This window comes from Neorhizobium galegae (genome assembly GCF_021391675.1).
GTDB lineage: Bacteria > Pseudomonadota > Alphaproteobacteria > Rhizobiales > Rhizobiaceae > Neorhizobium > Neorhizobium galegae_B.
The window spans coordinates 2790364-2807841 of record NZ_CP090095.1 but is presented as its reverse complement, the minus strand read 5'-3'; the positions used below and the strand labels follow the sequence as shown (position 1 = coordinate 2807841).

At 61.0% G+C, this 17478-nt stretch carries 21 protein-coding genes and 1 tRNA gene; 16 read left to right on the top strand and 6 right to left on the bottom strand.

What is annotated here, in order from left to right:
* Nucleotides 1–52 precede the first annotated feature (52 nt).
* Nucleotides 53–382 (bottom strand): BrnA antitoxin family protein, encoded by a 330-nt coding sequence (locus tag LZK81_RS13915; RefSeq protein ID WP_046603909.1) that lies wholly within the window; start codon nt 380–382, stop codon nt 53–55.
* Nucleotides 348–638 carry a BrnT family toxin gene (locus LZK81_RS13910; protein ID WP_233953660.1) on the bottom strand — a complete coding sequence of 97 codons (291 nt, stop codon included), beginning with the start codon at nt 636–638 and terminating at the stop codon, nt 348–350. The genes LZK81_RS13915 and LZK81_RS13910 overlap by 35 nt, the downstream gene beginning before the upstream one ends.
* A gap of 196 nt (nt 639–834) precedes the next feature.
* On the opposite strand from LZK81_RS13910, the gene dnaG reads away from it, so the two are divergent.
* The 3 genes from dnaG (at nt 835) to rpoD (ending at nt 5753) form a co-directional block, all read left to right on the top strand.
* Nucleotides 835–2838, top strand: coding sequence for a DNA primase (dnaG, locus tag LZK81_RS13905; RefSeq protein ID WP_233953659.1), 2004 nt, complete (start codon nt 835–837; stop codon nt 2836–2838).
* An 87-nt stretch (nt 2839–2925) separates the two neighbouring features.
* Entirely contained in the window at nt 2926–3273 is a 348-nt protein-coding gene (locus LZK81_RS13900; protein ID WP_046603912.1) for a GFA family protein, read from the top strand.
* A 416-nt stretch (nt 3274–3689) separates the two neighbouring features.
* Nucleotides 3690–5753 (top strand): RNA polymerase sigma factor RpoD, encoded by a 2064-nt coding sequence (rpoD, locus tag LZK81_RS13895; protein WP_037076197.1) that lies wholly within the window; start codon nt 3690–3692, stop codon nt 5751–5753.
* 64 nt (nt 5754–5817) lie between these two features.
* On the opposite strand, the gene LZK81_RS13890 is transcribed toward rpoD, so the two are convergent.
* Both LZK81_RS13890 and LZK81_RS13885 read right to left on the bottom strand, forming a co-directional pair.
* Nucleotides 5818–6150 carry a DMT family transporter gene (locus LZK81_RS13890; protein ID WP_418936503.1) on the bottom strand — a complete coding sequence of 111 codons (333 nt, stop codon included), beginning with the start codon at nt 6148–6150 and terminating at the stop codon, nt 5818–5820.
* A 17-nt stretch (nt 6151–6167) separates the two neighbouring features.
* A complete protein-coding gene (locus tag LZK81_RS13885) occupies nt 6168–6731 on the bottom strand; it encodes a TetR/AcrR family transcriptional regulator (RefSeq protein WP_046603916.1) in 564 nt (187 codons plus the stop codon).
* 165 nt (nt 6732–6896) lie between these two features.
* Between LZK81_RS13885 and LZK81_RS13880 the strand changes: the two genes are divergently transcribed.
* The 6 genes from LZK81_RS13880 (at nt 6897) to LZK81_RS13855 (ending at nt 11231) form a co-directional block, all read left to right on the top strand.
* Nucleotides 6897–8039: a DUF930 domain-containing protein gene (locus tag LZK81_RS13880; RefSeq protein WP_046609301.1), complete on the top strand. Its 1143-nt coding sequence runs from the start codon at nt 6897–6899 to the stop codon at nt 8037–8039.
* Nucleotides 8040–8163: 124 nt separating this feature from the next.
* On the top strand, nt 8164–9204 hold the full coding sequence (locus LZK81_RS13875; RefSeq protein WP_233953657.1) for a zinc-dependent alcohol dehydrogenase family protein: 1041 nt from the start codon (nt 8164–8166) through the stop codon (nt 9202–9204).
* A 115-nt stretch (nt 9205–9319) separates the two neighbouring features.
* Entirely contained in the window at nt 9320–9718 is a 399-nt protein-coding gene (locus LZK81_RS13870; RefSeq protein WP_233953656.1) for a DUF427 domain-containing protein, read from the top strand.
* A 148-nt stretch (nt 9719–9866) separates the two neighbouring features.
* On the top strand, nt 9867–10220 hold the full coding sequence (locus tag LZK81_RS13865) for a DUF1428 domain-containing protein (protein WP_046609304.1): 354 nt from the start codon (nt 9867–9869) through the stop codon (nt 10218–10220).
* 77 nt (nt 10221–10297) lie between these two features.
* Nucleotides 10298–10720: a secondary thiamine-phosphate synthase enzyme YjbQ gene (locus LZK81_RS13860; RefSeq protein ID WP_046625742.1), complete on the top strand. Its 423-nt coding sequence runs from the start codon at nt 10298–10300 to the stop codon at nt 10718–10720.
* Between the two features lie 154 nt (nt 10721–10874).
* Nucleotides 10875–11231, top strand: a complete 357-nt coding sequence (locus LZK81_RS13855) for a hypothetical protein (RefSeq protein ID WP_046625743.1) — start codon at nt 10875–10877, stop codon at nt 11229–11231.
* Between the two features lie 168 nt (nt 11232–11399).
* Here LZK81_RS13855 and LZK81_RS13850 read toward each other — a convergent pair whose 3' ends face one another.
* Nucleotides 11400–12152: an SIMPL domain-containing protein gene (locus tag LZK81_RS13850; RefSeq protein WP_233953655.1), complete on the bottom strand. Its 753-nt coding sequence runs from the start codon at nt 12150–12152 to the stop codon at nt 11400–11402.
* Between the two features lie 240 nt (nt 12153–12392).
* Here LZK81_RS13850 and LZK81_RS13845 point away from each other — a divergent pair.
* Nucleotides 12393–12468: transfer RNA gene (locus LZK81_RS13845), tRNA-Ile, on the top strand.
* A gap of 487 nt (nt 12469–12955) precedes the next feature.
* Here LZK81_RS13845 and LZK81_RS13840 read toward each other — a convergent pair.
* The gene (locus LZK81_RS13840; protein WP_233953654.1) at nt 12956–14092 is read right to left on the bottom strand and encodes an acyltransferase family protein; all 1137 of its coding nucleotides are present in this window, start codon (nt 14090–14092) and stop codon (nt 12956–12958) included.
* Nucleotides 14093–14293: 201 nt separating this feature from the next.
* Here LZK81_RS13840 and LZK81_RS13835 point away from each other — a divergent pair, with 201 nt between their 5' ends.
* The 6 genes from LZK81_RS13835 (at nt 14294) to LZK81_RS13810 (ending at nt 17474) form a co-directional block, all read left to right on the top strand.
* Nucleotides 14294–14644, top strand: a complete 351-nt coding sequence (locus LZK81_RS13835) for an ArsR/SmtB family transcription factor (RefSeq protein WP_233956558.1) — start codon at nt 14294–14296, stop codon at nt 14642–14644.
* A 105-nt stretch (nt 14645–14749) separates the two neighbouring features.
* A complete protein-coding gene (locus LZK81_RS13830; RefSeq protein ID WP_046603932.1) occupies nt 14750–15259 on the top strand; it encodes an arsenate reductase ArsC in 510 nt (169 codons plus the stop codon).
* Complete coding sequence (locus LZK81_RS13825) at nt 15256–15960, top strand: aquaporin (RefSeq protein ID WP_233953653.1); 705 nt, start codon at nt 15256–15258, stop codon at nt 15958–15960. The genes LZK81_RS13830 and LZK81_RS13825 overlap by 4 nt, the downstream gene beginning before the upstream one ends.
* A 2-nt stretch (nt 15961–15962) precedes the next feature.
* Nucleotides 15963–16388 (top strand): arsenate reductase (glutaredoxin), encoded by a 426-nt coding sequence (gene arsC / locus LZK81_RS13820; RefSeq protein ID WP_233953652.1) that lies wholly within the window; start codon nt 15963–15965, stop codon nt 16386–16388.
* Nucleotides 16366–17091 (top strand): arsenical resistance protein ArsH, encoded by a 726-nt coding sequence (gene arsH / locus LZK81_RS13815; protein ID WP_418936440.1) that lies wholly within the window; start codon nt 16366–16368, stop codon nt 17089–17091. Before arsC ends, arsH begins: the two co-directional genes overlap by 23 nt.
* Before the next feature lie 62 nt (nt 17092–17153).
* Nucleotides 17154–17474 carry an ArsR/SmtB family transcription factor gene (locus tag LZK81_RS13810; RefSeq protein ID WP_233953651.1) on the top strand — a complete coding sequence of 107 codons (321 nt, stop codon included), beginning with the start codon at nt 17154–17156 and terminating at the stop codon, nt 17472–17474.
* The last annotated feature ends 4 nt before the right edge of the window (nt 17475–17478 follow it).

Here is a 17478-nt window from a genome sequence, read left to right as displayed (position 1 = left end):
CGGATCTCGCCGGCCGGACTGCGGAGTTGCCGCCGGCGAGACGGTACGATTCCTATTTGTTACGGCGCTTCTGTTCGCGCATGTAGTGTCTGAGCACCGCGTTGATGCGGGTCTGGTAGCCTTTGCCTGTCGACTTGAAGAAATCGATGACGTCCTCATCGACACGCAGCGAGATGGATTTCTTGGGCTTCGGCACGACAAGCACCGCCTTGGACCAGTCGATATCCTTGAACTCCGCCCAATCGGGGTCATCCGCAATCGCGCGGTCGATATCCTCATCGGTCATGGCATCGACACGCGCCCAGTCGGTCTTGCTTTCGCCTCTCGCGACTATTGCGTCGATGTCTTCAGCCGAATATCTGACGATACGCTCTTTGCTCATGTTCGCTCGCAGTTCTGGCGGAAATGATCCTGCAGACCTCGCCGCGCATCGTGTAGACTACGGCGATCAGGCGTTGCTGCTCGGGACATATGGCCAATGTCCGGATTTCTCCGTTTCGTTGGGTCTCAACCTCTATATGGGGCGACTTCAACGCTTTTGCCGCGTCCGGAAAGTCTATTCCATGTTTCTGAAAGTTGGTCTGCCTTTTGGCTTCATCCCACTCAAAGAATGGGAATGGTCTTTCCGCCTTGATCATGGTGACCCGTTTCTGAGATGTAGCAAGGGGAAATAACCATGGGGCGGCCTCCTGATTTGGTGTGGCACAGCGTAACTACGATTTGTATATACGCTGACGCTGCCAGTCAAGCCTGTGAATAGCGGGCAGCGTTTGTCTTGATGGTAGCGTTCCTTCCCACCCATGCTTATATGGAAGAGCCAAGGCAGAGGTAGAAATGCGCTTTTCCAACAGTTTTCTCGACGAGATCCGCGACCGCGTGCCGATATCGGCCGTCGTCGGCCGTCGGGTGACGTGGGATCGCAAAAAGACCAACGTCTCGCGTGGCGACTACTGGGCCTGCTGCCCTTTCCATGGCGAGAAGAGCCCGAGCTTCCATTGCGAGGACCGCAAGGGCCGATACCACTGCTTCGGCTGTGGTGTCTCGGGCGACCATTTCCGGTTCCTGACCGATCTCGAAGGGCAGAGTTTCCCCGAGGCGGTGCAGACGGTCGCCGACATGGCCGGCATCGCCATGCCGCAGCCCGACCCCCAGGCCGAAAAGCGCGAGAAGGAACGCACGACGCTGCTCGATGTCATGGAGCTGGCGACGCAGTTCTTCCAGGACCAGCTCCAGAGCGCCGTCGGGGCCAAGGCGCGCGCTTATCTGCGCGACCGCGGGCTGACCGGCCGTACCATCGAGACCTTCCGTCTCGGCTATGCACCGGAAAGCCGCAATGCGCTGAAGGAGCATCTGGCGGCTAAGGGCGTGCCGAAGGACCAGATCGAGGCTTGCGGCCTGGTCGTGCACGGGGAGGGGATCGCTGTCTCCTACGACCGTTTTCGCGACCGCATCATGTTTCCGATCCTGTCGTCGCGGGAAAAGGTGATCGCGTTCGGCGGCCGCGCCATGGCGGCGGACGCGCCGGCGAAATATCTCAACTCCAACGAGACCGAGCTCTTCCACAAGGGGCAGGTGCTCTACAATTTTTCGCGTGCCAGGCGGGCTCAGGGTGTCGGCAAGCCGGGACAGGGCGAGGGCACGATCATTGCGGTCGAAGGTTACATGGACGTCATCGCGCTGCATCAGGCGGGCGTCGAGAATGCCGTGGCACCACTCGGGACCGCGCTCACCGAAAACCAGCTCGAGCTGCTCTGGCGGATGACGCCGCAGCCGGTGCTCTGCTTTGACGGCGACGGAGCGGGCCTCAGGGCCGCAAGCCGTGCCGCCGATCTGGCGCTTCCGTTCCTGAAGCCCGGAAGGTCGGTGCGTTTCGCCCTGCTTCCCGATGGCAAGGATCCGGACGATCTCGTCCGCCATGAGGGCCGTGCGCCGTTCGACAAGGTGCTCAACGAAGCCCGGCCGCTCGTGGAGATGATCTGGCAGCGCGAGGCGTCGTCGGCAAGTTTCGATACGCCGGAAAAGCGCGCCGAACTGGAGGCGCGGCTGAAGCAGATCGTTTCCGTCATCGCCGACGAAAACGTGCGACGCCATTACCAGCAGGCCATCCGCGACCGGCTGAACAGTTTCTTCGCGCCGGCGCCGCGCGGCGGTGGCGACCGGCGCCAGAATTTTCAGCGTGGTGCCGGTGGCGGCAGACCCGGGCAGGGCGGTCCGCCCCAGGGGCCTCGGGCTGCAGGGCGGGCTGCGGGGGTTTCAGACCGGCTTGCCCGTTCCGGTCTCGTGCGCGGTTACCGCGACCTGCCGGCGCTTCGCGAAAGCGTGCTGGCGCTCACCATCGTCAATCATCCGCAATTGCTGCTGGAGGAATATGACGAGATCGCCGCGATCGATTTCGAGAACCGCGACCTGCAGCGCTTCTGGTCGGCGATGTTGCCGGCCGCCGCGACAGCGGGGCCTAACCTTTCGCGCGAATACCTGATGCAGCGGCTTGCGGGCGAAGGGTTCGACGTGATGCTGAAGTCCCTGGACCAGCAGGTGCGCAACGCGCGGCTCTGGACTGCGACCGAGATCGCCGCGCTGGAAGACGCGCGTGAAGGCTATCGGCAGGCGCTGTCGCTGCACAAGCGTACCAAGGCGCTCAGGCTCCAGAAGATTGAACTGGAGCGGGAAATCGCCGAAACGACGGAAGCTGGCGATGCGGGTGAGATCGAGCCGCTGCTGCGCGCGCTCTCCGAAGTTCAGCTCGAAATCCTCCGGATGGAAAACCAGGAAGCGATCATCGACGGGTTCGGGGTGCTTTCCGGCCGGGTGAAGGGGGCTGCCGTCAGCCACGGCTGAGGGACATGCGGCTTGGAAATCCCGCCCTTGCCGAATGATGGCGCGGCCCTATTGTATCGGCGTTGAGTCGGCTGAGTGGGGAGCTTGATGCAGATTTCGGGAAGTTGTCATTGCGGCAATATAGCCTTCGAGGCGGAGGGCGAGTTTGGCACCGCGATGGAATGCAACTGTTCCCTCTGTCGGCGGAAGGGCGTGCTGCTGGCTTTCGTCCCGCGCAGCCAGTTCCAGCTCGCGACCCCGCGGGAGAACCTTTCCTCCTACCAGTTCAACAAGCATGTGATCACGCACTACTTCTGCGCCAGTTGCGGCGTCGCACCGTTCAGCGAGGCGACGATGCCGAATGGCGCGGAGATGGCCGCGATCAATCTGAGATGCGTGCCGGAAATCGACATTGCCACGCTGACGGTAACTCAGTATGACGGTGCTTCCCGCTAGGGAATATGCCGGACGAAAAGCATAAGCCTTTATGTCTACGCAAACCCTTGTCTTTCAGGGCCTACCGCCTACATATCGGTTAAATCTGGTGAGCGTACCCCTATTGGAGCCCCTCAAAGGGCATATTTTCGACTTTTCCTGGGTATGACCTATGGAAATGCTTGACGGGGCGTTAATTTGTGGGAATCACCATTTCAAGGCAAAATAGGCGGAGTGGGTCAATAGCACCGAACATGACCGGTGATCCTCTTGTAGGACGGTCCTGAGTCAAAAACGGCCGCCGAATGGTAATCGGGAATTAAAGGTCATTCCGTTACGTGTTGGACAGTGATTCGCGACTAAGGCGGTCAACCCCGTCTTCAGCCGGTGGCCACGAAGCGCGGCGAAAGTAGCGTTCAGGGAAAGCGACTAAATACATGGCAACAAAAGTCAAAGAAAACGAAGAAGCAGAGAACGAACGCGAAGGCTCGCACGACGGTCCGCTTCTCGACCTTTCTGACGACGCCGTCAAGAAGATGATCAAAGCCGCAAAGAAGCGCGGCTATGTCACCATGGACGAGTTGAATTCGGTGCTGCCGTCGGAGGAGGTTACCTCCGAGCAGATCGAAGACACGATGGCGATGCTGTCGGACATGGGCATCAACGTCGTCGAAGACGAAGAGGCGGAAGAAACCACCGCCAGCGACGACGACGCTGACGGCGACAGCGACGACAATGAGAGCGAAGGCGGCGAAATCGCCACCACCTCCAGCACTGCGCTCGCGACTGCGAAGAAGAAAGAGCCGACCGACCGTACCGACGACCCGGTGCGCATGTATCTGCGCGAAATGGGTTCCGTCGAGCTTTTGTCGCGCGAGGGCGAAATCGCCATCGCCAAGCGCATCGAAGCCGGCCGCGAAACGATGATCGCCGGGCTCTGTGAGAGCCCGCTGACCTTCCAGGCGCTGATCATCTGGCGTGACGAACTGAACGAAGGCACGACCCTGCTTCGCGAGATCATCGATCTCGAAACGACCTATTCGGGTCCCGAAGCCAAGGCTGCGCCGCAGTTCCAGAGCCCGGAAAAGATCGAGGCCGACCGCAAGGCTGCCGAAGAGAAGGAAAAGACCCGCAAGGCTCGTTTCTCCGCTGCCAATGACGACGACATCACTGCCGTCGGCGGCGAAGGCATGAACCTTGAGGAAGAGGAAGAGGACGACGACGAGTCGAGCCTTTCTCTCGCCGCGATGGAAGCCGAGCTGCGTCCGCAGGTCATGGAGACGCTCGACACGATCGCCGACACCTACAAGAAGCTGCGCAAGCTGCAGGACCAGCAGGTCGAGCAGCGTCTGGCAGCGACCGGTACGTTGTCGTCTGCCCAGGAGCGTCGCTACAAGGAGCTCAAGGACGAGCTGATCACCGCGGTCAAGTCGCTGTCGCTCAACCAGAATCGTGTCGATTCGCTGGTCGAGCAGCTCTACGACATCTCCAAGCGCCTGATGCAGAACGAGGGCCGTCTGTTGCGTCTCGCCGAATCCTACGGCGTCAAGCGCGACTCGTTCCTCGAACAGTACCAGGGTGCGGAGCTCGATCCGAACTGGATGAAGTCGATCGCCAATCTGGCCGCCCGCGGCTGGAAGGAGTTCGCGCGCGCCGAGAACACGACGATCCGCGACATCCGCCAGGAGATCCAGAATCTGGCGACGGAAACCGGCATCTCGATCGCCGAATTCCGCCGTATCGTGTCGATGGTGCAGAAGGGCGAGCGCGAAGCGCGTATCGCCAAGAAGGAAATGGTCGAAGCGAACCTTCGCCTCGTCATCTCGATCGCCAAGAAGTACACGAACCGCGGCCTGCAGTTCCTCGACCTCATTCAGGAAGGCAATATCGGCCTGATGAAGGCGGTCGACAAGTTCGAATACCGTCGCGGTTACAAGTTCTCGACCTATGCCACATGGTGGATCCGGCAGGCGATCACCCGTTCGATCGCCGACCAGGCCCGCACGATCCGTATTCCGGTGCATATGATCGAGACGATCAACAAGATCGTCCGCACATCGCGCCAGATGCTGCACGAGATCGGCCGCGAGCCGACCCCGGAAGAACTGGCCGAAAAGCTCGCCATGCCGCTCGAAAAGGTCCGCAAGGTCCTGAAGATCGCCAAGGAGCCGATCAGCCTCGAAACCCCGGTGGGTGACGAAGAGGATTCGCATCTCGGCGACTTCATCGAGGACAAGAACGCGCTTCTGCCGATCGACGCGGCCATCCAGGCGAACCTGCGCGAGACCACGACCCGTGTTCTCGCCTCGCTCACGCCGCGTGAAGAACGCGTGCTGCGCATGCGCTTCGGCATCGGCATGAACACCGACCACACGCTCGAAGAAGTCGGCCAGCAGTTCTCGGTCACCCGCGAACGTATCCGCCAGATCGAAGCGAAGGCGCTGAGGAAGCTGAAACATCCGAGCCGCAGCCGCAAGCTGCGTTCGTTCCTGGACAGCTGATCGGTTTTACCCGTTCGAAGACAATCAGAGACCCGGTTTGCGAGAGCAGGCCGGGTTTTTCATTTTAATGCCCGACCGAGCTCGAAAACACGTTGACCACCACGACGCCGGAGATGATCAGGCCGAGGCCGATGATGGCGGCGATGTCGAGGGTCTGGCGGAACAGGATGGTGCCGACGGCCGAAATCAGCACGATGCCGAGGCCGCTCCAGATCGCGTAGGCGATGCCGACAGGCAGCGTGCGCAAGGCGATCGACAGGAGATAGAAGGCGATACCATAGCACAGCCCCATCAGGATGGTCGGCAGGGCGCGGGTGAACTGCTGGCTCTGCTGCAGGAAAGTCGTGCCGATGACTTCCAGCACGATTGCACCGGCGAGCGAGCCGTAGGTGAGGATTGCGGGGTTCATTTTCGTTACTCTTGTTTCGTGAGGCCTTGCAGGTGGTCGCGCAGTTCGGCGAGTTCTTTTGCCGGTAAACCGTCCGCCTCCATGAGATTGGCGAGCCAGATGCCATCCGCCGCGTAGCGCGCGAGCTTGAAGGCCGGATGACTGTCGGTCTGCGCATGTCGCGCGAGCCGATCGCGCATCCATTCCGACCAGATTTGCCTGAGCCGCGCATCGGTCATGCAGGAGATCGACAGTGCCGCCCAGGGGCTTTCGATCCCATCGCGAGTCACCTGGAAAAAGGCGTCGACATAGGCGCGCGTGAACCGGCCCCGGCCGGTTTCGTCCTCGCTCATCAGCCGGTCGATTTCCATATCGAGCTTGCCGAGCAGGTCTTCGAAGACGGCTTCGATCAGGGCCTGCTTGCTCGGGAAATGATGCAGCAACCCGCCCTTGGTGACGGAGGCCGCATCGGCGACCGCCTGCAGGGTCAGGCTGCCGAGACCTTCGTCCACGGCGCATCGCGCCGCATGATCCAGAAGGGATCGCCGCACCTGTTCGGGCTGTTTTTCGCGTCTGTGAGCTTTCGACATGAATTAAACATACCGTATGGTCGGTTTGTTTGCAAGCGGCAAACCATCTTCGAATCCCATTGAAGAGGGGCGGCAGCGCAACTTGCTGTCGGAAAGCTGGAGTTTGCATTGTTTTGATCACTCGGGGACTCGATCCGGCCGGCTTTCCATCTTACATCCGCTGCCATGACGGATTTATCTGGAAAGCCGCGCGGCGACATAAGATGGGGCATCCCTGCCTCCATCCTGGTGCATGTCGTTTTCGCGGCGGCCCTGTTCTTCCACCTGCCGGTCGATCAGTCCGAGCCGGAGAAGGAGGAGACCGTCCAGGTCGAGATCGTGCCTCCACCGGAAGAGCCGGAGAAGAAGCCGGAAGAGCAGAAGCCTGAGGAAAAGAAGGCCGAAGAGGCGAAACCGGAGGAGAAGAAACCTCCGGAACCTGCAAAACAGGAAGAGGCCAAGACGGTGGAGCCGCCCCCGCCGCCTGAGCCACCGAAGCAGGAGGAGGCCAAGAAGCAGGAGCCACCTCCGCCGCCTCCGCCGGCGCCTGAGGAGAAACCCGCCGAACCGCCGCCCTCCGCCGACCAGGCCAAGGGGCAGCCCTTGCCGGTTCTGCGTCCCGTTTTCGAATTCGGCGAGAAGGATGGCGGGCCGAAGAAATCCGAAACCGGCAATGCATCGAAGGAAACGACCAACCCGCCCGCCGAGAGCAAGGCGGATGCGGAGGCCGTCGAGCCGGTAAAGCAGGCGAAGGAGGCGCCTACCGTCGTGGAGGCGCCACCGGCCAATCCGGTGCCTGACGATATCCAATTGCCGGAGGTCGGAGTTGCGGCAGCCAACGGATTGCAGAACGGCCCCGTTGCCGGCACCTCGCCGGATGCGGCGAAGACCGAAATCGTGACTGCGCCGCCGGCCGCTTCGCCCAAGGGCGACCCTTCCAAGACCCCGACCCCCGGCAAGCCGGTCGAACTGACGGAGGCAAAGACGCTGTTTTCGCAGAGCGAGACGGGCGACACTATTGCCACGACGGCGATGGGCAATGTGCCGCGAGGGGTGCGTGCCGGCCAGCTCTGCGCGACGGAACTTCGCGAGCAGCTGCGACATTCGGCTCAATCCTACAGACCGGAAATGCTGCCGGCCTATCGTCTACCGAGCGGCACTGTCCTCGAAGTCAAGCGGGGCGCATTCCGGGCCAATGCGCAGTGGTACGACCTGAGTTTCCGCTGCGAGGTTGACGACGACGCCACCAAAATCGTGTCCTTCGCATTCGACATCGGCGCGCCGGTGCCGCAAAGCGAGTGGCGCAAGCGCGGCTTTCCGGAATTGTGAGAAGCCTCCGGCGACGCCTAGTCGTGACGTAATCGATGCAGGTTTCGCAAAAGGTGCCGCATGGGTTGATTGACCCGCGAGCCGCGTCGACTATGCTGCGGCCACGTTCAAGATGAGGCCTGCCATGAAAGCCATGTTCTACGATGCCTTTGAAAAGGCACCCGAAATCCGCAATCTACCCGACCCGGAGCCGACATTTGACGGCGTCGTGGTCAAGGTCGGCGCGAGTGGGCTCTGCCGCAGCGACTGGCATGGCTGGATGGGGCATGATCCGGATATAAAGCTGCCGCATGTGCCGGGCCATGAACTGGCCGGCAAGGTGGTGGCGACCGGCAAGGGCGTGATGCGCTTCAAGATCGGCGACCGGGTGACGGTGCCGTTCGTGTCGGGCTGCGGCCATTGCTCCGAATGCCATTCAGGCAACCAGCAGGTCTGCCCCAACCAGTTTCAGCCGGGCTTTACCCATTGGGGCTCGTTCGCCGAATATGTGGCGATCGATTATGCCGACACGAACCTCGTGCACCTGCCCGAAGAGATCGACGATGCGACGGCGGCCAGCCTCGGCTGCCGGTTCGCCACCTCCTTCCGCGCCGTTGCCGACCAGGCCCGCACCGGGCCTGGCGACTGGGTGGCCGTGCATGGCTGCGGCGGGGTAGGGCTCTCTGCCATCATGATCGCCACCGCGCTTGGAGCGAACGCAATCGGCATCGATCTCTCCGAAGACAAGCTGGCATTCGCCCGCCAATGCGGTGCGGTCGCGACGATCAATGGGAGCACCGTGCCGGATGTGGTCGAGGCGGTTCGCGAGATCACCAAGGGTGGAGCGCATGTGTCGATCGACGCGCTCGGCCATCCCGTCACCTGTTTCAATTCGATCAAGAATCTGCGCCGCCGCGGCCGGCACGTGCAGGTCGGTCTGATGCTCGGCGAGCACGCTACACCTTCGATCCCGATGGCGCAGGTGATCGGCCACGAGCTGGAAATCTACGGCAGCCACGGCATGCAGGCCTGGCGCTACGACGCCATGCTCGCCATGCTGAAGGCCGGCAAGATGAAGCCGCAGCAGCTGATCGCCAAGCGGATCAGCCTGGAAGAGGCGGTGCCGGGGCTGATGACGCTCGACAGATCCGAAACGCCCGGTATCAGCGTGATCACCACGTTCTGACGGGTGACGCGGCGATTGTTCGCCGTCGATGGCCGGAGCATTCCGCTTCGGCCGCTTGGTGGCGTTTCGGGGCGCCCTATATCGGGGGCATGCGTCGAACCCGAAAGGACGAACCATGAATGTCAGGGCACAGAAAATTCCAGGGCCGGATCACCCGATCACCGTTGCGCACAATCCGGCGCGGGTGGTGGTGAAGCTTGGCGGCAAGGTGATCGCCGACAGCATCAATTCGCTCACCTTGCGCGAGTCCTCCTATCCGCCCGTCCACTATATTCCGCGCAAGGATGTGGATATGTCGCTCCTTGAGCGGACCGACCACCAGAGCTATTGCCCGTATAAGGGAGAGGCTTCCTATTTCAGCATTCCGGCTGGTGGCGAGCGCTCGAAGAATGCCGTCTGGTCCTACGAAAACCCTTACGAAGCCGTCTCCGGGATCAAGGAACATGTCGCCTTCTATCCCGACCGGGTCGATTCCATCGAGGAGTTTGGCGCGCCTGAAGCGGGTCAGTTCTGACAGGAGGACAGGCGGCTGAGCATGCGCTTGCCGCACTTCGGAGCTTTGCGGGTGAAAGCCCTGGAGGATAAAGAAAAAGCCGGTGCACTTGTCGGCTTTGCTTTCCCTCCCACGTCCTTGGGGTGCGACTCAACCAAGGAGGAAAATCATGCCCTATGTCGACGGGTTTATTCTTGCCGTGCCCAAGGCCAATCTCGAACGCTACAAGGACATGGCGCGCCTTGCCGGCGCGGTGTGGATGGAAAACGGCGCGTTGTCCTATGTGGAGTGCTTGGCTGACGACGTGCCCTACGGAGAGCTCACCTCCTTCCCGCGGGCCGTGCAGGCCAAGGAGGACGAGACTGTCATCTTCTCCTGGATCACCTATGAAAGCCGGGCCCGCCGGGACGAGATCAATGCCAGAGTGATGAAGGACGAGCGGTTCTCCGGAGCCGAATGGACGCAGGTCTTCGACGGCAAACGGATGATCTTCGGCGGCTTCGAGCCCTTCCTGACATTGTAGCCGGCGGGTGATAGGAGTGGCGTCTCCCTGCCGACGCTTCTATTTTTGCCGCCGGCGCTTTTGTCGATGAGGACCCCATGCCCCAGACCGTGATTTCGATCTCCACAAGCGGCCAGGGGCTCTACGAATTCACCGACACGGCGCAGGACTTTTTGCGCCGCACGCAGGTGGGCGAGGGGCTGCTCACCGTGTTCGTTCGCCATACGTCCTGCTCCCTGATCATCCAGGAAAATGCCGATCCGGATGTCCGCCGCGACCTGAAGACCTTCTTCTCCCGGCTGGTGCCGCCGACCACCGATCCTGACATGCGCTGGGTGACCCACACGACCGAGGGCCCCGACGACATGCCGGCGCATATCAAGGCGGCGTTGACTGCCGCCTCGCTCGGCATTCCCGTCCGGGACGGTCGGTTGATGCTTGGCACCTGGCAGGGCATCTACCTCTTCGAGCATCGCGACCAGCCGCATGTCCGCCAGGTCGTGCTGCATCTTTCGCCATGATCTTCTGGCTATGAGCGAGACATGAATACCGGCTGAATGACCAGTTAGGATGTTGTTCAGGCCCCTTGGGCTAGGGTCGCGCCAATCGCTGGGAAGGCGAGAGCAACAACCTTGGGGGCCGCAAAAATTGGCCCGAATTTCGGAGAACCATTCTATGACCAGCATGATCGTCAAAGCCGGTGTGGCCGCTCTCATCGCGCTTACCGGCCTTTCCGCAACGGCCCCTGTGGCTGCCGCCGCCGGCCCGGACTTCGCCATCCAGGTGCAGTATCGCGACCGTGATCGCGATTGGCGTCCGGATCGCGGTGGTGATCGCGACTGGCGTCCGGATCGCGGCCCGCGCGGTTGCGCTCCCGGGCTGGCAGAAGAAAAGGCAAGCCGCATGGGCCTGCGCCGCGCCCGCGTCGTGGATGCCGGCCGCCGCGTCGTGATCGTTGCCGGCTTCGGCCGTCGCGGCCCTGACCGCATCGTGTTCGCCAACGAGCGTGGCTGCCCGGTCATCCGCCGCTAGGCTTCATCCCAAAGAACCCTTCCGTCTCCATCGCCCGTTGACGGAGGACAAGCGCCCCCACCAGGTCTGACGATCTGGTGGGGGCGTTTTATTTTGCCTTGTTTGCGGGCGAGGGAGGGCCGGGCGCCATTGCGGGACGGCGCCCGGCTGCTGTTCAAGAACCCGTAATTACTGCTCGAGGGCAAAGGTGACGTTGACGGTCACCGTATAGGTGTTTTCGCCGCCGGCGACCGGAACCGCTTCGGCGGCGGCCATGTCCTTGGCCATCGCCATGCGCATCATCTGCTGCGGCGCGGGGCGCATGGAGTTCTCGCTGATTTCCAGGATCCGGCCGAGCTTGACGCCGGCCGCCTCCGTCAGCGTCCTTGCCTTGGCAAGCGCCTCGGCGACCGCCTTCTTGCGCGCCTCGGTCATCACGTCGTCGGGCTTGTCGTTGGTGAAGGCGATCTGGCCGCCCTGGTTGACGCCGAGCTTCACCGAACGGTCGATGAGACCGCCGAGTTTCTGAAGGTCGCGGACCTTGAGGGTGAGCGTGTTGGACACCTCGTAGCCGATCACCTGCGGGGGCTCGATGACGCCACCCTTCGGTTCGGTGTGGCGATATTGCGGATAGATCGAGAAATTGCTGGTCTGCATATCGCGATCGGCGATTCCATCGCTCTTCAGGGCCGAAAGCACGTCCTTCATGGCGGCGCTGCTGGCCGAAAGTGCCGCTTGCGCGGTCTGGCCGTTGCGAACCACCGAGAGCGTCAGGACGGCCATGTCGGGCGCCACGGAGGCCTGGCCCTCGCCGAGCACATTGATGACCGGCTCGCGGGGACGGATATCCTGGGCCAAGACCTGGCCCGCGGAAGAGACGGCGACCGCACCGGCAAATGCGGCTGCAAGGACGAGACGTGACGACGAAAGCGCAACGCGCATGGATGTTCTCTCCGATCTGTCAGGGCGGGGGAATACTGTTCCCAGACCCGCCCGTCATGTTCCGTCTGCCGCGCGAACGCGCCGAAACGGGAATCGGCTCGGCCTGTTCGCGCCAGACGAGCCTACCTGCCGGTTGATTGTGAAGCTATTGCGGCAACGGCTTGTAGCATCTCTTGAATTGCGTTAGAGCGGACATCGATGTGACGGCGGACCATTGCGCCCCACTTCTGCCGGATCGGCGGGCCTGTAGCTCAATGGTTAGAGCCGGCGGCTCATAACCGCTTGGTTGGGGGTTCGAGTCCCTCCGGGCCCACCATTTTATTGAATTTTCAAGGGCTTATGGGGTGGTTAGCCAATGTCGCCAGGCGGCTACTTCCGGATTTTTTTCACCTGGACCCGGAATTTCAAAAATTTCCCCGGGAAACCTCGAAGGCTATTCGAAGGCGGCTCGAATCATCGAGTTCCAGATCGATCTTTCGATCACCGCAGCTGATATTCAAATCGCGGTCGGATCAATCTCCTGTCTCCAACGATGATGGGGTAGGATCTAGCGAATCTCAACAACGACCGACATGATTGCTGGCATGGATATAGAACTCTCTGCACTTGAAGAACGAGCCGAAGTCCAAGAACACATGGCGGAAGCACTCCGCATCCTGAACGCCGCCATCCGACGAACCCACAGAGCCGGCCTCTCAGTCCTGACCATGTACTCCCGGGAGGAAACCTGCCGCAATTGGAGCTTGGCACCCTGGATAGGCAACACGGGACGATCTGACCCCACAAGATGATGGGGCGGTGGGCTAGGCGGCTGCCATCGCGCGCTTACGAGTTAGGGCTTTACCTAGCGCCTGACCGGGAATCTCAATCCATCTGTATCCAATCGCAGCAATCAGATATGTGACCGGCACGGTGATCGCCAGCGCGGTAGCCCATCGGGCCGGGTTTGACATCGGATGGTTCGCGATAAGATACGCGATAACTGGTTGCATCACGAGAAGGTGGGCGAGGTAGGCGCCAAACGAGAGCTCGCCGAGCAGATGGAAGAACTTGTTCCCAAGTAAGCTACTGATCTTCGACAGCAGCGGCCTGAGTGGTTGCCACACCACACGATGATGAAGGAGAAGGAAGAACACTCCGACAATCGCCAGCCGCGCACCGTGATGGATTATGCCCATTGCGCCGCCGATCGGGATCAACATAAGCGCCGCCGACAGAGCGGCGGCTAGCCAGACACGCTTCGTGTCCGCGCCGAGAACACTTGCCATCAAAATTCCGACCGCGAAGACATGCATCTTCAAAGGCAAGAATGCAGGCATTGGGAAGCGATATCCAAGCGCATAGGAAATCACCGCAGCAGCCAGGCCGGCGAACACAACAGCACCTATGCCCACAAAGAGGTTCAAACGTTTGATGACGAGCATCACAAACGGAAGCACGAGGTAGAACTGCATTTCGAGGCCGATACTCCAATCAGGGAGCGCAGTTCGATATGCATATCCCGGCATGGCACCGAACGCGAATGTCAGATGCGCCACCCAATTCCAGAAGCTTTGATCGAGGTAACGCCCTGCCGGCTGCACCGGAACAGAGTTGTAAGCGTCGATCATTACCCGCGCTTCGTAGATCGCGGGGCCGAGGGTTATCGCAAAAATCAACATGATGTAATAGAGCGGCGCGATCCTAAAAAAGCGGCGCAGCCAAAATGTTCGCCACGTGGATGGTAGCTCCCATGGTTCCTTCGCTTCCCGCAGCCGATAATGAAACACCATCAAGAAGCCAGAAAGGACAATGAAGAGATCTACGCCAAGGTCCGGATCACCGATTAAAGGCACCCGGAACCGGGTCAAGAGGTGCGCATGACCTATCAAAACCCATAGCGCCGCGATACCTCGCAATCCATCAAGGCACTCAATGCGGTTTGGCGCAGTTTCGGTCATTAGGTTGCCTCCGATGGAAATGCAGTATTCGTGCACCATCTAGACGATTACAGCAACCGGATGATCCAAAGAGTGTGAGAGTTAAGATCACAGGGGATTTGCGGATTTTGGTCACGCCAGCACCCGACCACCGGTGGTCCTCTTGCAAATCCGGCCTCACTGGCGTATCCATGATTCAATATTTCAAGGATTGTATGAATGTTGAATCAGCAGCAGGCTCTAGGCGCCTTCGGTGCTCTCTCGCAAGAAACGCGACTGCACATTGTCCGGATGCTGGTTGTCGCCGGGCCCGAGGGCATGGCCGCAGGGTTGATTGCCGAGCGGGCAGGGGTGTCGGCGTCCAATATTTCGTTTCATCTCAAGGAGCTCGAACACTCGGGTCTGATCCTCCAGCAGCGTGAATCGCGCTCGATCATCTACAGGGCGAATATCGAGGTCCTCGGCGATCTGGTGCGCTTTCTGATGGAGGACTGCTGCGCCGGCCATCCGGAAATTTGCGCTCCCGCTGTGGAGGTTGCCGCCTGCTGCGCTCCCGCCGGGGCGAAGGCATGACGGCTCGAAATCGCCGGTACCGTCGTCCTTGGCGGTCGGTCCGGAGCATCTGAAGCGGAAAATAGAAACAAGCCCATCGGAACAACGTCATCAGGGACAACCGTCATGTCTGATCGCACTTACAACGTCCTCTTCCTCTGCACCGGGAATTCCGCCCGCTCGATCATCGCGGAGGCCATCCTCAACAGGATCGGTCAGGGCAGGTTCAAGGCCTATTCGGCCGGCTCCCAGCCGAAAGGCGAGGTCCATCCTTACACGCTCCAGCTCCTGAAGACCCTGAACCACGATACCAGCTTCGCCCGCTCGAAGAACTGGGAGGAGTTCGCGGCTCCGGGCGCTCCGCAGATGGACTTCGTGTTTACCGTCTGCGACAACGCCGCCAACGAGGCATGCCCGGTTTGGCCGGGACAGCCGATGACCGCCCACTGGGGCGTTCCCGATCCCGCCGCCGCCGAGGGGACCGAAGCCGAAAAGCACTTCGCTTTCGACGACACGTACAGGATGCTCAACAACCGCCTCTCCATCTTCACCAGTCTGCCGATGACAAGCCTCGACAGGCTGGCGCTCCAGAAACGGCTGGACGAGATCGGCCGCAGCTCTCAGAAGGCCGAATGAGCGTGGCCGTCGATCTTGGACGCCGTCTGGTCGCGGAGGCGCTCGGCACCGCAATCCTCGTCGCAACTGTCGTCGGTTCGGGCATCATGGCGGATCGCCTCACCGACGACACGGCCATGTCCCTGCTGGGCAATACGATACCGACCGGAGCAATCCTGTTCGTGCTGATCACGATCCTCGGTCCGATCTCGGGCGCGCACTTCAATCCCGTTGTGACAATGGTTTTCGCCGTGCGTGGCGAATTCAAGGTCGCTTTGGTCGCCCCTTACATCCTGGCGCAGATAGCGGGCGGAGTGTCCGGAACGATGGTCGCTCATGCAATGTTCGACCTTTCGCTCCTCCAAATGTCTGGAACGGTCCGTACGGGATCGGCTCAATGGATCGCGGAAGCGGTGGCGACTTTCGGCTTGCTCCTTACCATTCTCGGCGGCTTGCGCTTCAGGGTCGACGCGATCCCTCTGTTGGTGGGTCTCTATATAACGGCAGCCTACTGGTTCACCGCATCCACATCCTTCGCCAATCCGGCGGTCGCCATTGCACGGAGCATCACCGATACTTTCTCCGGCATTCGCCCCACCGATCTGCCGGGTTTCATTGTTGCCCAGATTCTTGGAGCGCTTATCGCCGCCGCTCTGGCTGGATGGCTATTTGCCGAACGCCGCAACGAAGTTCCCCCTATCCTTGCTCAAGGAGCCGACTGATCATGGACGTCACCATCTATCACAACCCCGCCTGCGGCACCTCCCGAAACACTCTGGAGCTGATCCAGCACGCCGGCATCGAGCCAACGGTGATCGAGTATCTGCAAAACCCGCCGACCCGCGAGCAGCTCGTCCGGATGATCGCTGACGCCGGATTGACCGTCCGCCAGGCGATCCGCGAAAAGGGCACGCCCTACATGGAGCTCGGCCTCGACAATCCCGAGCTGACCGACGACCAGCTTCTCGACGCGATGCTGAAGGACCCGATCCTGATCAACCGGCCGTTCGTCGTCACGCCGATGGGTACGCGCCTGTCGCGGCCGTCCGAGCTGGTCCTGGATGTCCTGCCTGCGGACGCGTTCAAGGGGGCGTTCACAAAGGAAGACGGCGAACGCGTCCTCGACGATGAAGGAAAGCGTATTGCCTGAAACTTTTCCTGCCGCGTCGCCCGAACATTTCCGCATGGCCGATCCCGATGCGCTGCGCCCTGCGTTCTCGACGCACAAGCCGCGCATCCTGATCCTCTATGGGTCCCTGCGCGAGGTATCCTACAGCCGATTTCTCGCTCACGAGGCCCGGCGTCTTCTGGAGCATTTCGGGTGCGAGGTGCGGATATACGACCCGAGAGGTCTGCCGCTGCCGGACGAGGCGCCCGTCAGCCATCCCAAGGTCCAGGAACTGCGGGAGCTATCGCAATGGTCCGAGGGCCAGGTTTGGGTCAGCCCGGAGCGCCACGGCGCAATGACCGGGATCATGAAGGCGCAGATCGACTGGATTCCCCTGGCTCTCGGTTCGATCCGGCCGACACAGGGAAAGACCCTGGCGGTCATGGAGGTTTCCGGCGGGAGCCAGTCCTTCAACGCCGTGAACCAGATGCGCATCCTGGGAAGATGGATGCGGATGATCACCATTCCGAACCAGAGCAGCATCGCGAAGGCCTACCAGGAGTTCGATGCCGCCGGACGGATGAAGCCGTCCTCCTATTACGACCGCGTCGTCGATGTCTGCGAAGAACTGGTCAAGTTCACCCTGTTGACGAGGGACGCGTCGGCTTACCTCACCGATCGCTACAGCGAACGCAAAGAAGACGCCGAGACGCTTGAAAGCAGGGTCAAGCTCAAATCGATCTGACATATTTCGATGATTGTGGAAATAGCCTTGACCACTCCGGCTTTCGCCGTTATCCTATTTCCATGATTATCGAAAAAGCCGCATCTCAGCTTGAAGCCCTCGGCAACGTCACCCGCCTCCAGATCTACCGTGCCCTGGTTCGCGCGGGCGAGGAAGGTCTTCCGGTCGGCCGTCTTCAGGAGAAGCTCGAGATCCCGGGGTCAACCCTCTCCCACCATCTGAAGCGTCTGGTCGATACCGGCCTGGTCGTTCAGGACCGCCAGGCGACGACGCTGATCTGTACCGCAAACTACAACCACATGAATGCGCTGATCGGCTACCTCGTCGATGAGTGCTGCGCTGACCAGGGATGCGACGGGCCAGGGACCAGGATCGTCGCCTGACCGC

Excerpts from the sequence above, each read along its gene's own strand:
- LZK81_RS13915 (WP_046603909.1), bottom strand. The coding sequence starts at position 382 with ATGAGCAAAGAGCGTATCGTCAGATATTCGGCTGAAGACATCGACGCA.
- LZK81_RS13910 (WP_233953660.1), bottom strand. The coding sequence starts at position 638 with ATGATCAAGGCGGAAAGACCATTCCCATTCTTTGAGTGGGATGAAGCC.
- dnaG (WP_233953659.1), top strand. The coding sequence starts at position 835 with ATGCGCTTTTCCAACAGTTTTCTCGACGAGATCCGCGACCGCGTGCCG.
- LZK81_RS13900 (WP_046603912.1), top strand. The coding sequence starts at position 2,926 with ATGCAGATTTCGGGAAGTTGTCATTGCGGCAATATAGCCTTCGAGGCG.
- rpoD (WP_037076197.1), top strand. The coding sequence starts at position 3,690 with ATGGCAACAAAAGTCAAAGAAAACGAAGAAGCAGAGAACGAACGCGAA.
- LZK81_RS13885 (WP_046603916.1), bottom strand. The coding sequence starts at position 6,731 with ATGTCGAAAGCTCACAGACGCGAAAAACAGCCCGAACAGGTGCGGCGA.
- LZK81_RS13880 (WP_046609301.1), top strand. The coding sequence starts at position 6,897 with ATGACGGATTTATCTGGAAAGCCGCGCGGCGACATAAGATGGGGCATC.
- LZK81_RS13875 (WP_233953657.1), top strand. The coding sequence starts at position 8,164 with ATGAAAGCCATGTTCTACGATGCCTTTGAAAAGGCACCCGAAATCCGC.
- LZK81_RS13870 (WP_233953656.1), top strand. The coding sequence starts at position 9,320 with ATGAATGTCAGGGCACAGAAAATTCCAGGGCCGGATCACCCGATCACC.
- LZK81_RS13865 (WP_046609304.1), top strand. The coding sequence starts at position 9,867 with ATGCCCTATGTCGACGGGTTTATTCTTGCCGTGCCCAAGGCCAATCTC.
- LZK81_RS13860 (WP_046625742.1), top strand. The coding sequence starts at position 10,298 with ATGCCCCAGACCGTGATTTCGATCTCCACAAGCGGCCAGGGGCTCTAC.
- LZK81_RS13855 (WP_046625743.1), top strand. The coding sequence starts at position 10,875 with ATGACCAGCATGATCGTCAAAGCCGGTGTGGCCGCTCTCATCGCGCTT.
- LZK81_RS13850 (WP_233953655.1), bottom strand. The coding sequence starts at position 12,152 with ATGCGCGTTGCGCTTTCGTCGTCACGTCTCGTCCTTGCAGCCGCATTT.
- LZK81_RS13840 (WP_233953654.1), bottom strand. The coding sequence starts at position 14,092 with ATGACCGAAACTGCGCCAAACCGCATTGAGTGCCTTGATGGATTGCGA.
- LZK81_RS13830 (WP_046603932.1), top strand. The coding sequence starts at position 14,750 with ATGTCTGATCGCACTTACAACGTCCTCTTCCTCTGCACCGGGAATTCC.
- LZK81_RS13825 (WP_233953653.1), top strand. The coding sequence starts at position 15,256 with ATGAGCGTGGCCGTCGATCTTGGACGCCGTCTGGTCGCGGAGGCGCTC.
- arsC (WP_233953652.1), top strand. The coding sequence starts at position 15,963 with ATGGACGTCACCATCTATCACAACCCCGCCTGCGGCACCTCCCGAAAC.
- arsH (WP_418936440.1), top strand. The coding sequence starts at position 16,366 with ATGAAGGAAAGCGTATTGCCTGAAACTTTTCCTGCCGCGTCGCCCGAA.
- LZK81_RS13810 (WP_233953651.1), top strand. The coding sequence starts at position 17,154 with ATGATTATCGAAAAAGCCGCATCTCAGCTTGAAGCCCTCGGCAACGTC.